The following is a 14,952-nucleotide window of genomic DNA, read 5'->3' on the forward strand; positions in this document are numbered from 1 at the left end:
AGGGAGGTGTTTTCCCATGCGAGTTTTAATCGTGGAAGATGAAACGCGTTTGGCCGCGACGCTGCAGGATCTGCTGGAAATGAACGGCTACACCGCTGATGTGAGTCACGACGGCGAAAGCGGTCTGGACAATGCCCTTACTTCCATCTACGACGTGATTTTGCTGGATGTGATGCTCCCCAAGCTCAATGGGTTCGATGTGCTTCGCCGTCTGCGGGCGGAGGGAAACGCCACGCCCGTTTTAATGCTCACCGCCCGATCCGAAGTCTCCGACAAGGTGCAGGGGCTGGATTGCGGCGCGGACTATTACTTGACGAAACCTTTTGAGCCAAAGGAGCTTTTGGCCTGCATCCGGGCGCTGACCCGCCGGACTCCCGAGCTGCGGGACACCGGAACGTTGACCTGCGGCGATCTGCGGCTGGAAACGTCCAACTTTACCCTTTCCTGTGCCGACCGGTCCGTCCGATTGAGCCGAAAGGAATTTGACATGATGGAAGTGCTGATGCTGAATCAAAAGCTGGTCCTTACCAAGGAAAAGCTGCTGCTGAAGGTCTGGGGCTACGAGTCCGAGGCGGAGGACAACAATGTGGAGGTTTATATCTCCTTTCTTCGCCGCAAGCTTGCGCACCTGCGCTCCACGGTGAAGATCACCACCATCCGCATGGCGGGTTACAGTCTGACGCCGGGGGAGGACCCGACATGATCCGAAAGCTGCGGCTGCAAGTGCTGGCGGTGTGTATGCTGTTGGTGACGGCGCTGCTTGGAGGCATGTTTTTTTCTATGTATGCCTCCGCCAAGCGGGGACTTCAAAACAGCACACAGGAACTGCTGCGCCGCGTAATCGTCAGCGATCCCCGGGTGAATCAGGGCCAAACCGGTATCATGGTGGGCGGCAACCAAGTCCAGCTGCCCTATTTCACCGTGGAGATCTGGAACGGCACGGTCTATGTCACCGGCGGCACCTATTCCGATCTGGAAGACACCGCCGCTCTGCGGGATATTCTGCAAAGCTGCATGGAACAGGGCGCCGAAACAGGCACCGTCTCCGCCTATAACCTCCGCTTCCTGCGGGTGGATAACCACTTTTTCGAGCGCATCGCCTTTGTGGATATTTCCATGGAGATGTCCGCGCTCCACACCATGATGCGCTCCTCCCTGCAGATCGGCGCGGCGGCGCTGCTGGTGCTTTTGGGCATCTCGATTCTGCTGGCTTGGTGGGTCACCCGCCCGGTGGAGCGGGCATGGAACCAGCAGCACCAGTTTTTGTCCGACGCGTCCCACGAGCTGAAAACGCCGCTGACCGTCATTCTCTCCAACGCGGAGCTGATGGGTTCCGTCCCTTTGGACCCCCGGCCCGCCCGCTGGGCAGACAACATTCAATCAGAGGCCCAGCAGATGAAAGCCCTTGTAGAGGAAATGCTGACTTTGGCTAGGGCAGACAACATGGTCCGCACCAGCGTTTTTTCCGCCGTCTCCTTGTCCGACGCGGCCACAGACTGCGCTCTGCTGTTTGAACCGGTGGCATTTGAGGTGGGGAAGACGCTGCGCTATGAAGCCGTCGCTCCGGATATCTCGGTCAACGGCGACTTGGACAAGCTGAAGCAGGTGATCTCCATTCTTTTAGACAATGCCATTAAATACGGCGCCGAAGGCGCACCCATTGAGCTGTCCCTTCAAAAGGCGGAGCGCCACGTAAGGCTTCAGGTAACAAATCAAGGCCCGCCCATTCCGGCGGAGCAGCTGACCCATCTGTTTGAGCGATTCTATCGGGCGGATGCCTCCCGCGGGGAAAAGGCCGGTTTTGGACTGGGCCTGTCCATCGCCCGAACCATTGCCGCGGAGCACAAGGGCACTTTGCGCGCCGAGTCCGACGCGGAATCCACCCGTTTTGTTCTCACGCTTCCTCTTCTCCGAAAATAACGCTTTTTAAAATAAACCGCCGAATCGGACGCTTTTGGGGAGAGCGTCCGGTTCGCTTTTTTTGTCTCGGCTCTTAGCCGTGCTTTGCGGCGGGTGGGCTGACATGAATAATTTTTACAATTCAGGAAACTCTACCGGAAATAACATCGGAGGCGGTTTTATGGATATTTCTACAAAGGAATACGCGCAGCTGGTCAAACAGAAGTCAAAAAAATCCCCCATCGTGAAAAACACGGTCCTTGCCTTCGTCATCGGCGGAGCGATCTGCGTGATCGGACAGCTGATTATGAACGGCTGGGGCGCTGCGGGCCTTGACAAAGAGGACGCGGGAACCGCCACCTCCTGTTCACTGGTGTTTCTCTCCGCACTGTTCACGGGGCTGAACCTTTATAACAAGCTGGCCAAATACGGCGGCGCAGGCACGCTGGTTCCCATCACGGGATTTGCCAACGCCGTGGTTTCACCCGCCATTGATTTTCGCAGCGAGGGCTTTGTCACCGGCATGGCGGCAAAAATGTTTTTGGTGGCGGGGCCGGTGATCGTCTTCGGCACGCTGGCGTCCGCGATCTATGGCGTGGTGCTGATGTTGATGCCGTAGTCCTTGATGCGTCTTGTTTTTAAAAAATCTCCCGCAAAAAAGCGGGCCGTCGCAAAGGGCTGCGGCGGCCCGTTTTTCCGCCCTGAAAGGTAGGAAAAAGAGTACGCATTTTTTAGTGGTTTTTGGCGTTTACATAACAGCGTGGAAAACTCAGTGGAAAATGTGCAAAACCCAGAAACGAAGGTTACTTGATAAGGTGACATATAGGTTATGGTAAAATTTACGTAAGAACATTCGCAGGGAAAAGATTCAGCCGGTGCGATGAAATTTCCGCATCTGCCCCGGTCTTGAATTTTTTTCCGCTGTATGATACGATATTTTTAATATGGCAAACAAAACGGAAAGGAAACAGGCAATGGCAGCAAAAAAGAACTATGGCAACGAGAGCATTTCCTCTTTAAAGGGCGCGGACCGGGTGCGGAAACGCCCCGGCGTTATTTTCGGTTCTGACGGATTGGAGGGCTGCGAACACGCGGTCTTTGAAATTCTGTCCAACGCCATTGACGAGGCCCGCGAGGGCCACGGGAGCCTGATCACCGTCACCCGATATGCCGACCGCTCCATCGAGGTGGAAGACCTTGGCCGGGGCTGTCCGCTGGACTGGAACGAAAAGGAACAGCGCTGGAACTGGGAACTGGTCTTCTGCGAGTTGTATGCCGGCGGAAAATACGACAACAACAGCGGCGACAACTACGAATACTCCTTGGGCCTCAACGGCCTTGGTTCCTGCGCCACGCAATACGCCTCCAAATATATGGACGTTGCCGTCCGCAGAGACGGGAAAAAATATACGCTCCATTTTGAGCAGGGCGAAAATGTCGGGGGCCTGCACGAGGAGCCAACCGACCGGGGAAAGAAGACCGGCACCACCATTCGGTGGCTGCCGGACTTGGACGTGTTCACGGATACCGCCATTCCGGCAGAATATTTCAAGGACGTGATGAAGCGGCAGGCGGTGGTGAACGCAGGCGTGACCTTCCGCTTCCGCAACGAGGCCGTCCCCGGCCATTTCGAGACGGAGGACTTCGTCTATGAAAACGGCATTGTGGACTATGTGACCGAGCTGGCGGGAGAGGAGAGCCTCACCGCCCCGGTATTTTGGGAGACGGAGCGCAAGGGCCGGGACCGGGCGGACAAGCCGGAATATAAGGTGAAACTCAGCACAGCCTGCTGCTTTTCAAACCGGGTCAACATCATCGAGCACTATCATAACTCCAGCTGGCTGGAGCACGGCGGCAGCCCGGAAAAGGCCACAAAATCCGCGTTCGTCTCCGCCATCGACCAGTATTTGAAGCAAAACGGAAAATACCAGAAAAACGAGAGCAAGGTTACCTGGAACGACGTGGAGGACTGTCTAGTTCTGGTTTCCAACAACTTCTCCACCGCCACCAGCTATGAAAACCAAACGAAAAAGGCCATCACCAACAAATTTGTGCAGGAGTCCATGACGGACTTTTTGAAAAGCAATCTGGAGGTCTATTTCATCGAGAACCCCTTTGACGCGGAGAAGATCGCCGAACAGGTTCTCATCAACAAACGCAGCCGGGAAAGCGCGGAAAAGGCCCGGCTGAACATCAAGAAAAAACTCTCCGGCAGCATCGACATTGCCAACCGGGTGGAAAAGTTCGTGGACTGCCGGTCCAAGGACGTGAGCCGCCGGGAAATCTATATCGTGGAGGGCGACTCCGCTCTGGGCAGCGTGAAAATGGGCCGGGACTCGGAATATCAGGGTATCATGCCCGTCCGCGGCAAGATTTTGAACTGCCTGAAAGCGGACTACGCCCGGATTTTTAAAAGCGAAATCATCACCGACCTGATGAAGGTGCTGGGCTGCGGCGTGGAGGTCAAGGACAAGCACGTCAAGGATCTGGCGGAATTTGACGTGGGGAACCTGCGCTGGAACAAGGTGGTCATCTGCACCGATGGCGATGTGGACGGTTTCCAGATCCGCACACTGATTTTGACCATGCTTTACCGCCTGACCCCCACCCTCATCCGGGAAGGATACGTCTATATCGCGGAAACCCCCCTCTTTGAGATTACCTGCGGGGAGAAGACGTGGTTCGCATACTCCGACAAGGAGAAAAACGACATTGTGAAGGACCTTGCTGGAAAGAAAATCAAAGTGGACCGGTCCAAGGGCCTTGGTGAAAACGAGCCGGAGATGATGTGGCTCACCACCATGAATCCCGCCACGCGGCGGCTGATTCGGGTGCAGCCCTCCGACGTTGCGGAGACATCCCGGGTCTTCGACCTGCTGCTGGGAGACAATTTGCAGGGCCGGAAAGACCACATCGCGGAAAACGGGTTTAAATATCTGGAGATGGCGGACATCTCCTGATTCTAGAATCTATAAAAAGGCCGTAAAATGGTTTATATAACGCGCAGCGCGTTGACTGTTGCATCCAATGTACTGACGTGCAAGTGCGGCAGCTCCGGCGAAGGGATTTCACCGGAAAACAATTTACGGATACCGGCAGTCCGGCTTTCCGGATCGGCCTTCTTCCGCGCAAAATTTTCTCAGCCCTTCGCTCCCTGCATCCGCATTTGCAGGGACGGACCGCGCTGGACAAGAAAGCAAGGCGGCCACCGCCGCATATGAGGATTGATACGAATGCCAAAGAAAAAGCGCCCCGAAGAAATTGATCACAAGGAAGTAAACCCCAACGTGATGGGACTGCACGCCGCCGTGGTGGCCCAGCCCATCACCGACACGCTGGAAGTCAACTATATGCCCTACGCCATGAGCGTCATCGTCTCCCGGGCCATCCCGGAGATCGACGGATTCAAGCCCTCCCACCGCAAGCTTCTGTACACGATGTACAAAATGGGACTGCTCACCGGCGCACGGACGAAGTCTGCCAACATCGTGGGCCAGACCATGCGCCTGAACCCCCACGGAGACGCCGCCATTTATGATACCATGGTGCGCCTCAGCGTGGGCTACGGTGCATTGCTGACCCCCTTTGTGGACTCCAAGGGCAACTTCGGCAAGTCCTACTCCCGCGATATGGCTTGGGCCGCCAGCCGGTACACAGAGGCAAAGCTGGCCCCCATCTGCGCCGAGATTTTTAAGGACATCGACAACGACACGGTGGATTTCATTGACAACTACGACAACACCATGAAGGAGCCGGCCCTTCTGCCCACCACGTTCCCCAACATTCTAGTTTCCGCCAACAGCGGTATCGCCGTGGGCATGGCGTCCCAGTTCTGCGGATTCAATTTAAAAGAGGTATGCGACACCACCGTCGCCTATCTCAAAAATCCGGACTGCGCCCTGACCGACACCTTATTAGGCCCCGATTTTCCCACCGGCGGCGAGCTGATCTGCGAGCCGGCGGCGTTGGAGGAGATTTACCGCACCGGCCGGGGCGGCGTGAAGGTCCGGGCCAAGTGGCGCTATGTCAAAGACGAAAACCTGATCGAAATTTACGAAATCCCTTATTCCACCAGCATCGAGGCCATTCTGGACAAGGTTGCCGAGCTGATTAAGGCGGGGAAAATTAAAGAGATTGCCGACATGCGGGATGAGACGGACCGCTCCGGCCTAAAGCTGACCATCGACCTCAAGCGGGGCGTGGACCCCGACCGGCTGATGGCAAAGCTCTTCAAGCAGACGACGCTGCAAGATACGTGCAGCTGCAACTTCAACGTTTTGATTGCCGGAATGCCCAAGGTGCTGGGCGTGCGGCAGCTGCTGGAGGAGTGGTGCGCATGGCGCAGGGAATCTGTACGGCGGCGGGTTTATTTTGTTCTGGGGAAGAAGAAGGACAAGCTGCACCTGCTCAAGGGCCTCAAGCGCATCCTGCTGGATATTGACAAGGCCATAAAAATCATTCGGGAGACAGCGGAGGAAGCCGAAGTCATCCCCAACCTGATGATTGGCTTTGGCATCGACCAAACACAGGCAGAATATGTGGCCGAAATCAAGCTGCGCAATATCAATAAGGAATACATCCTCAAGCGGGTTCAGGAAACAGACGCCTTGCAGGATGAGATTGAGGACTTGGAGGACCTTCTGGAAAGCCCGCAGCGGCTGAAAAAGGTCATCATCAGCGAACTGAACGAGGTTTCAAAAAAATACGGCCAGCCCCGCCGAACCACACTGATTTACAGCCACGAGGTGGAGGTCTTTGACGAAGAGGACACGGTGGAGGATTATCCCGTCAGTGTCTTTTTGTCCCGGGAGGGGTACTTTAAGAAAATTCCCCCTGCGTCTTTGCGAATGAACAGCGAACAAAAATATAAAGACGGAGACACACTGCGCCAGACCTTTGAAACCAGCAATGCGTCGGAAATCATGTTCTTTACCGACCGGTGTCAGGTCTATAAATGCCGTATCTGCGACTTTGAAGACCTGAAGGCAAGCGTCTTGGGAGATTATCTGCCCACAAAACTTGGGATGGACCCGGAGGAAAGCCCGGTGTTCGCCTGTCTGCCGGGAGACTATTCCGGCGCGCTGCTGTTCTTCTTTGAAAACGGCAAGGCCGCCCGAGTGAATCTGACGGCGTATCAAACCACCTCGAACCGCCGGAAACTGACCGGCGCCTATTCCGACAAATCGCCGCTGGCGGCCATCTGCCACCTAAACGAAGAGGAGGAGCTGGCTCTCTATTCCAGCGAACCCCGTGCGCTTATTTTCAGCACCGCTCTGCTCACACCCAAGACTACCCGATCCACGCAGGGCGTGGCAGTGATGACCATGAAGCCCAAGTATCATTTGGAAAAGGCCGTGCCTCTTGCGGAAAGCGCCATCGTCAACCAGAGCCGCTACCGCGTCCGGTCGGTCCCCGCCGCCGGGTCGCTGCTGCGCGGTGAGGATTCCGAGGAAAAGCAGATCGGTCTTCTGGACTGATTTTTACAGCCATTTCAGCCTTTTGGAATAGAGCGGATAGAAAGGATCGGTGGATATTATAAAAAAGATCTTGAGGAGTTACAGCATTATCACCCTAGGGTCCGTTATCTTTGCACTGTCCTTTAACTGGTTTTTTGAAGCGAACCAAATCGGTATGGGCGGCCTGACCGGTCTTGCCCAAGTAATTAACGTGCTGCTGCCTTGGGCGTCGGTCGGTATTTTGTCGGCGGTGCTGAACGTACCGCTGTTCCTTCTGGGGTGGAAGCTCATCGGACGGCATCTGCTGATTTCCTCTCTTTTTTCCATGCTGGTCAGTTCCTTGGCCATCGACGGCATCGCTCTGCTATACAAATTCCCGCCCATGGACACCATGCTGGCCTGCCTTGTGGGCGGGGCTCTTTTGGGCGTGGGCGTGGGGCTGGTCTTTTCTCAGGGCGCCACCACTGGAGGGACCGACATCGTGGCCCGTCTTTTAAAATTAAAATTCCCATGGCTCCCCATGGGAAAGCTCATTCTGATTCCGGACTTTGTGGTGCTGGCGCTGATCGCCGTGGTCTTCGGCAGTGTCAACGCCGCGTTGTACGGCCTGGTCGCCTTGTTTGTCTCCACCGTGGTGATTGATAAGATTCTCTACGGTCTGGATGAATCCAAGGTGGCGTACATCATTTCCAACAGCTGGAGAAAAACGGCGGACGCCATTTTGGCCCGGGACCGGGGCGTCACCATTTTGAACGCTTCGGGCGCCTATACGGGCGACGAGAAGCATGTGCTGTTGGTGGCATTCAAACAGCGGGAGATCGTGGAGGTAAAGCGCATTGTCCACGAGGCTGATCCCGGCGCATTTTTGATTGTCTGCGACGCCCACGATGTGTTGGGCGAGGGATTCGGGGAATATAAGAAGGAGGAGATTTGACGATGGCGGATTTGAAAAAAGCGGCGGAGAATCTGAAAGCGCGCGGTTTCAGTGTCCAGACATTTCAGACGGCGGAGGAAGCGGCGACCTATCTCAACGGGGCTATTGACGGAAAAACGGTGGGATTTGGCGGCTCCGTAACGCTGCGGGATATGGGCTTGTATGAGAGCCTTTCCACTCATAATTCCGTGTACTGGCACTGGCAGGGAACTCCCATCTCCACAGGCGAGGCGGAAAAGGCGCAGATCTACCTGTCCTCTGTCAACGGATTGGATGAAGAGGGCGACCTCATCAACATCGACGGCAACGGTAACCGGGTTGCCTCCATGCTGTATGGTCACGAGAAGCTGTATCTGGTGGTGGGCCGCAACAAGCTGGCCGGTACTTACGACGAGGCGCTGTGGCGCGCCCGAAACATTGCCGCGCCGAAAAACGCCCAGCGGCTTCAGACGAAGACTCCCTGTGCCGTGAACGGCGACCGGTGCTATGACTGCAAGAGTCCCGCCCGCATATGCCGGGGACTGGCGGTGCTGTGGCGGCCCATGAGCGGCATGGAGACGGAGATTGTTTTGATTGATCAGGACCTGGGATTCTAAAAGCGGCGCAAAACGGTTTCCTATTTTTTTCTAACAAACGAAAGGAGGCGCGGACGGATGAAAAAGCGCATGTGTTTGCTGCTGGCAGGGTGTATGCTGCTCTCCGGCTGCGCCTCTCTGCTCGACCGGGAGTACAGCACGGTGGAGGCTCATTCCAGCAAGTTCTGGGAGAGTGAGGCCACCGGCATTCTCCGGGCGGAGAGCTATCAGGACGTGGTCAACGACCTGATGCTGCTGATCGGCCAGCATACGGAGCAGGCAGTAATCCGTCTTTACACCTATGACGACGGCGTCTCCGTGGCGGACGGGCTGGAAAAGGCCGCCGCCGAGGTGCAGCAGGAAACCGCCCTCGGAAATTACGCGGTGGAATATATCACTTCCTCGTCCACTGCCCAAAGGGGATATTACGAGCTTTCCGTCCAGCTGGGCTATCGCCGCACCATGGAGCAAATCGCATCCATCGTCAATGCCACCAGCGTTGCGGCGGTGCAAAGTCTTTTGGAAACGGCGCTGGACGACGGAAAGACAGAGCTGACGGTCCGCGTGGGCTATTGGCAGGAGGAGGATAGGGCCGCGGTGGACCAGACGGTGTCCGACCTTCGGACGCAGCGAGAGCTGGCTGAGACACCGGAATGGACCGTGTCTTACTATCCGGCATCCGGCCCCGTGGGTCTGATTGAATTTAATCTGGCTTCGGCCGCTGAAAAGACCATGCATCCGGTAGAGGCGACAGATGGAACGACGGGTGCATTCCTGGAAAATCCACAAAATCCGTAAATAAGGGTTGACAGAAACCTCTTTCTTTGTTAAAATAACTCTTGTTTCGCGGGCATAGCTCATCTGGTAGAGCGCCACCTTGCCAAGGTGGAGGTAGCGAGTTCGAGCCTCGTTGCCCGCTCCATTGAAGCACTCTCCACCCAATAGGGTGGGGAGTGCTTCTTTTTTGATGCGCAGGACTTTTAGCTGAAATACAGATCTCTCTAAACATCTGGTACACACGCCTTGTTCCGCATACGGCACTTTGAAAGATTTCCTGCAAAGAGTTCGCGAAGAAACCGATATAGCGTCTAAATTGCATATAATTGTAGGCAATATATATGAAAAATCCTTCATTTTTTGTATCCAATTGTGCTTTTTAACGTGTCCCCCCACTAGACATTTCCTCTGGTTTGTGTTAGGCTCGATGATGCGATTACGAGCAAGCTGCTTCAGTTTAAAAGGTGGCATGAACTGAGACAAGGCGTTTGTAGGTCGGCAGAGTGTTTGGAAGAGCTCTGTCAGCTGTGCGGGCAGCCGGAAACAGCTATAATATGAATAAGAGGTATTGAAATGGAATCCTATGAGTTTGTATTTGATGTCGCCATCATTATTTTGGTGACAAAGGTTTTCAGCATCATGTCCAAACGGGTGGATATGCCGCAGGTGGTCGGGTCCTTGGTTGCAGGACTTCTGTTGGGTCCAAGCATTCTGAATCTGGTGCAGCCCAGCGACTTTCTTTCGATGCTGTCGGAACTCGGCGTGATTGTTCTGATGTTCAGTGCAGGCTTGCAGACGGACATCAGTGAACTGAAGAAATCCGGCAAGGCGGCCTTTTTTATCGCCCTGATCGGCGTACTGGTTCCTTTGGCCGGCGGCTACGCGCTGGCTGCGGCCTTTAACGGCGGCGGCGACCCGCTGAAAAATATGTTTGTCGGCACGGTGTTTACCGCCACCTCCGTGTCCATCAGTGTGGAAACGCTGAAGGAGATGGGAAAGCTCTCCACCCGATCCGGCAACGCGATTTTGGGCGCGGCGCTGATCGACGATGTGCTGGGCCTGATCTTGCTGACGCTGATCACCAGCGCATCCAGTGGCAATGTCAGTATCTGGCTGGTGATGCTTAAGATCGCGGCGTTCTTTGTGATGACGTTGATTATGGGATACTTTCTCCACAAGCTCATTCAAAAGTGGATGGTTTCGGCCCGTTGGAACCGCAAGCGCTTTGCCGTCATTTCCATCGCGTTTTGCTTCTTCTATGCTTATGTCGCCGAAACATTTTTCGGCGTGGCAGACATCATCGGCGCGTTCTGCGCGGGTCTGATTATCGCCAACACTGCGCGGGCGATTTACGTACAGTCCCAGTGTGAAACTCTGTCCTATATGTTTCTCTCTCCCATCTTCTTTGCCAGCGTTGGTTTGAAGGTGGTTCTGTCCTCCATGGACGCGCGGGTTATGGTTTTGGCAGTTGTTTCTATCGTGGTGGCAATTGTAACGAAGGTTGTCGGCTGCGGCTTGGGCGCAAAGATGTTTCATTATACCAACGCCGAAAGCCTGCGAATTGGCGTGGGTATGATTTCCCGCGGCGAGGTCGCTCTGATTGTGGCCAACAAGGGCATTGCCAGCGGATTGATGGACCCTGTGTTTCTGGCTCCCATGGTGCTGATGGTCGTCGCCTCCACCATTGTGACTCCCATTCTGCTGCGGGCTGTGTATCCCAAGAGTCCTGCAAAGGATTACAGCGATCTGGTTCACAGCGACTTGGTTGAAAACTTTGAAGAGGTCAAGCAGTTCGATGAGGCCGCCCAGACCATGCTGGAAATCCACAATAAACTGAAGGGAGACGCCCCTCAGGGTCTGCGGCATAAGGAATCGGCAGGGGAAACGTCCTCTGAAGGCGGTAAACCCGTGGCACAGAACCACAAAAAGTGCCCAAAAAAGAATCCGGGAGAAGTCTGAATTCTTTAAAAAAGCAGGCAAGCGCGAAAATGTGGCGCTTGTCTGCTTTTCTTTATATGAAAACTCCTTCCTTTTTTCTCAATTTTCACCTCTTAAGCACCGTTTTCCACAATATTATACCTTTTTGTTGAAAATTTTCCTGTTTACCAATTTTCCTTCTAACGAAAGTATGGAAACTTTTTTTGAAACGTGGTAGACTATCTCCATCATCTAAATAAAAAGCGAGGAGAAAACCGATGGCAACATTAGAAGAGATTAAAAACGACCGGATCAAGCTGAATCGCTTTATGACGTATAACTCCATTGAGCTGAGTTCCTTGGAGGAGGACCGGGCGGAATGCCGCCTGACGCTGCGGCCGGAGAGCACAAACCCCCACGGAATGCTGCACGGCGGCGCATTATACACCATGGCGGACAGCACCGCCGGTTCCGCCGCCCACTCCGACGGGCGCATCTATGTGACACAGAGCAGCTCCATGAACTTCCTGTCCAACATTAAAGAGGGAACCGCGGTGGCAATCGGGACTGTGCGGCACCGGGGCAAAAAAACCTGCCTTGTCAATGTGGACATCAGTGCCGAAGCTACCGGAAAACTGCTGGCCACCGGCAGTTTCACGTTCTTCTGCATTGGTACGGAATAAGAGTTTGCATTTTCAGGTTTTTAACCGCTCAACGAATTTTCCGCGCCCACAGGTTCAATCACCTGCGGGCGCAGATTCTGTCCGATGCGGTTTTTTCCGGGTGAGAAAGTGATATCCGCCTTGCATAAAAGAGCGAAAAACTGTAAAATGGACGCTGCGATTGTAATTTACCGGCAAAGGAGGCCGCCGCCTTGAAAGAAGACCAAAAAAAACTGGGGCTGTACGTCCACATCCCCTTCTGTGCAAAAAAGTGCGATTATTGTGATTTTTATTCCCTGCCCGGCGCGGAGGGACGGATGGATGACTATGTGCAGGCGCTGGAAGCCCAATTGGCTGAGATTGCGCCCCGCGCAGAGCACCATGTGGTGGACAGCATTTATTTTGGCGGAGGCACCCCCACGCTGCTGGGCGTCAAGCATCTGACACGCCTTTTGAAAGCCATTCAAAAGAAATACAGCGTCACAAAGGACGCAGAGATCACACTGGAGGCAAACCCCGAGTCCGCCGGAAACTTTAGAGATCTGCGCGCTTTGCGCAAGGCGGGATTCAACCGCCTGAGCCTTGGTATGCAGTCCGCCAATGACGAAGAATTGCAAGCCATCGGCCGCATCCACACCGCCGCGCAGGTGAAAACAGCGGTGGAAGCGGCGCGGAAGGCCAAATTTACCAATCTCTCTCTGGATTTGATTTATGGACTGCCGGGACAATCTCTGGAGACTTGGCAGAAAAACCTGCATGCCGCCATTGACTTGGCCCCCCAGCACATCTCCTGTTACGGACTGAAGGTGGAAGAGGGAACGCCCCTCTTTTTGCGGCGGGACAGCGAGCAGTTTCCCAGCGACGACGCACAGGCAGAAATGTATCTCTGGACGGTGGACTGTCTCCATCGCCACGGTTTTTTCCAGTATGAGATTTCCAACTTTGCCCGGACAGGCTTTGAGTCCCGGCACAACTTAAAATATTGGACGCTGGGCGAGTATGCGGGCTTTGGCCCCGGAGCGCATTCGGACTTTGGTAATGTGCGCTATGCTTATGAAAAGGATTTGGACGGCTATCTCTCCGGTATGAAGGCCGGAGGGCCTCTGCTCTCCGAAAACGAGCGCATTCCGCCTCTGGATCGGGACACGGAGTGGATCATGCTGGGACTGCGCACAGTTTTCGGGCTGGACCCCAAGGTGTTTGAAAACCGGTTCCGGCGCCGGTTTGACTGCTTTGTGCCATTCCTCGAGGAGTGCCGTCAGGCGGGCTACGCGGTTGAGGAGGACGGTCGCTGGCGCTTGACGCCCAATGGCTTTCTGGTGTCAAACCAGATCATCGGCGGGATGCTGGACGCGCTGGGCGCGGATAAGAAGCGGCGGGAAGCGGCTCGCGCCAGAGGGGATTTCCGCGTGGATCTGGGCTGCGGCAACCCTCCGCAATAAAATAAAACGGCTCTCTCCATTGCTGGTGAGAGCCGTTTTTATAAGATTCGCTGCGTTCTTTTCAATCTGCCGCCCAGTAGAATTCGGGGCGGCAGACTTTATTTGCTTTTTGCCTCCAAGAATTCGGCCATCTGGCGGGCAACCAGCTTTCCGGCCAAAGCGGCCTCCTCCGGAGAGTTTCCGGCGGCCCCCACTTCCAGCAAAAGGGAACCGGTGGTGGCGTGCTGATTATAACGAGAATTTCGTAAGAGGATGGGACGCAGCAGCGTGGGGTACGTCTGCGTGATATTCTGCTGCACCGCCACCGCCAGCTTCAGATTTTCCATCCACTTGGGATGGGGCAGGCCGCTGCCGTCGCTGCCCACCACAATCGTCACCTGTGCGGCATTTCCCACCCCTTCCACCGGAGAGATTACCTTGTATTCATTGCCTTCTGTGTCCTCGATGGCGTCCCGGTGAACGTCCAGAATAAAGTGGATGGAGGGGTACTGCGTGAGATAGCTCTCGATGGCCTTTAAGGACCGATCATACGACCCGGAATAAGAGGGGTAGTCGTACAGCGTCCGGTCATGGAGGACGGAAATGCCCGCCTCGCCAAAGGTCTGGGCCATCACATCACCCACGGCCACTACATTGTATCGGGTGTCGGTACTGCGGTGATTTCCGGAGTATTCCACCTCCACCCCCGGCGCAGGGGTATAGGCCTCGCTTCCGTGAGTATGGATAATTAGAATTTGAGGCTCTTCGTCGGTCAGTCCCGCGTCAAAAGAAGTCGTCAGGTCCTGAATGCTCAGGGCGTGTTCGGTACTGTTGGTAATATAGACCTTGCCTGTGACGGTATACCCCGCATCCCCCGTGGGCACCAGTGTTTTCGCGGTAACGCCGTTTTCCGGGATATTCTCTGCGGGAACCGGAGATGTATCCAACGGCGTTTCTTCCACCGGAGTCTGCGCCACCGGTTCTTGGGGAGCATCCGGCATCTCCGTGGACAAAAGCTGCGCCACGGTTTCCCGCGCGGACAGCAGCAGGGGAGACTCCGCAATTGTCAGCACGGCGGCGGGAGACAGTCCGTCCTCCGGCCCCAAATCGCCCAGTTCCCATTGCAGCGCCGACAGAGGCGCCGACGCCTCCTGCCGCAGGGCCGAAATCGCGGAGGCGATGGTGTCGCTTCCGGCTGTGACCGCCACGCCCCACAGGGTACACGCCGCCAGACCCATGGCCCCAAGCCTGCGGGGACCGCTTCGCTTTTTCGCGGCTGTTTTCATTTGCATCACCTCTGTGGACAACCTA

12 protein-coding genes and 1 tRNA gene are annotated in these 14,952 nt (G+C 55.2%); 12 read left to right on the plus strand and 1 reads right to left on the minus strand.

All coding sequences use genetic code 11. The features are described 5' to 3' along the window. Positions 1–16: 16 nt before the first annotated feature. The 12 genes from ON16_RS06590 to hemW all read left to right on the plus strand — a co-directional run bounded on the left by ON16_RS06590 (position 17) and on the right by hemW (position 13,662). Positions 17–703, plus strand: a complete 687-nt coding sequence (locus tag ON16_RS06590) for a response regulator transcription factor (protein WP_040660496.1) — start codon at positions 17–19, stop codon at positions 701–703. Beyond that, the gene (locus ON16_RS06595; RefSeq protein WP_040660498.1) at positions 700–1,920 is read left to right on the plus strand and encodes a sensor histidine kinase; all 1,221 of its coding nucleotides are present in this window, start codon (positions 700–702) and stop codon (positions 1,918–1,920) included. Before ON16_RS06590 ends, ON16_RS06595 begins: the two co-directional genes overlap by 4 nt. A gap of 160 nt (positions 1,921–2,080) precedes the next feature. Beyond that, complete coding sequence (spoVAC, locus tag ON16_RS06600; RefSeq protein WP_040660499.1) at positions 2,081–2,518, plus strand: stage V sporulation protein AC; 438 nt, start codon at positions 2,081–2,083, stop codon at positions 2,516–2,518. Between the two features lie 355 nt (positions 2,519–2,873). Then, complete coding sequence (locus ON16_RS06605; protein ID WP_040660501.1) at positions 2,874–4,859, plus strand: DNA gyrase/topoisomerase IV subunit B; 1,986 nt, start codon at positions 2,874–2,876, stop codon at positions 4,857–4,859. Between the two features lie 273 nt (positions 4,860–5,132). Then, on the plus strand, positions 5,133–7,376 hold the full coding sequence (locus ON16_RS06610) for a DNA gyrase subunit A (protein WP_040660503.1): 2,244 nt from the start codon (positions 5,133–5,135) through the stop codon (positions 7,374–7,376). A gap of 70 nt (positions 7,377–7,446) precedes the next feature. Beyond that, positions 7,447–8,289, plus strand: coding sequence for a YitT family protein (locus ON16_RS06615; RefSeq protein ID WP_243441783.1), 843 nt, complete (start codon positions 7,447–7,449; stop codon positions 8,287–8,289). A 2-nt stretch (positions 8,290–8,291) separates the two neighbouring features. Beyond that, positions 8,292–8,885 carry a lactate utilization protein gene (locus ON16_RS06620; RefSeq protein WP_040660506.1) on the plus strand — a complete coding sequence of 198 codons (594 nt, stop codon included), beginning with the start codon at positions 8,292–8,294 and terminating at the stop codon, positions 8,883–8,885. 57 nt (positions 8,886–8,942) lie between these two features. Continuing rightward, entirely contained in the window at positions 8,943–9,662 is a 720-nt protein-coding gene (locus ON16_RS06625; RefSeq protein WP_051131590.1) for a hypothetical protein, read from the plus strand. A gap of 48 nt (positions 9,663–9,710) precedes the next feature. After that, positions 9,711–9,786, plus strand: a tRNA-Gly gene (locus tag ON16_RS06630). 428 nt (positions 9,787–10,214) lie between these two features. After that, complete coding sequence (locus ON16_RS06635) at positions 10,215–11,600, plus strand: cation:proton antiporter (protein WP_081579612.1); 1,386 nt, start codon at positions 10,215–10,217, stop codon at positions 11,598–11,600. 236 nt (positions 11,601–11,836) lie between these two features. Continuing rightward, a complete protein-coding gene (locus ON16_RS06640) occupies positions 11,837–12,241 on the plus strand; it encodes a PaaI family thioesterase (RefSeq protein ID WP_040660508.1) in 405 nt (134 codons plus the stop codon). A 191-nt stretch (positions 12,242–12,432) separates the two neighbouring features. Continuing rightward, positions 12,433–13,662, plus strand: coding sequence for a radical SAM family heme chaperone HemW (gene hemW, locus ON16_RS06645; RefSeq protein ID WP_040660511.1), 1,230 nt, complete (start codon positions 12,433–12,435; stop codon positions 13,660–13,662). A gap of 98 nt (positions 13,663–13,760) precedes the next feature. On the opposite strand, the gene spoIIP is transcribed toward hemW, so the two are convergent. Continuing rightward, positions 13,761–14,927, minus strand: a complete 1,167-nt coding sequence (gene spoIIP, locus ON16_RS06650; RefSeq protein WP_040660512.1) for a stage II sporulation protein P — start codon at positions 14,925–14,927, stop codon at positions 13,761–13,763. Positions 14,928–14,952: the final 25 nt, after the last annotated feature.

This window comes from Oscillibacter ruminantium GH1 (genome assembly GCF_000307265.1).
Taxonomy (GTDB): Bacteria; Bacillota; Clostridia; order Oscillospirales; family Oscillospiraceae; genus Oscillibacter; species Oscillibacter ruminantium.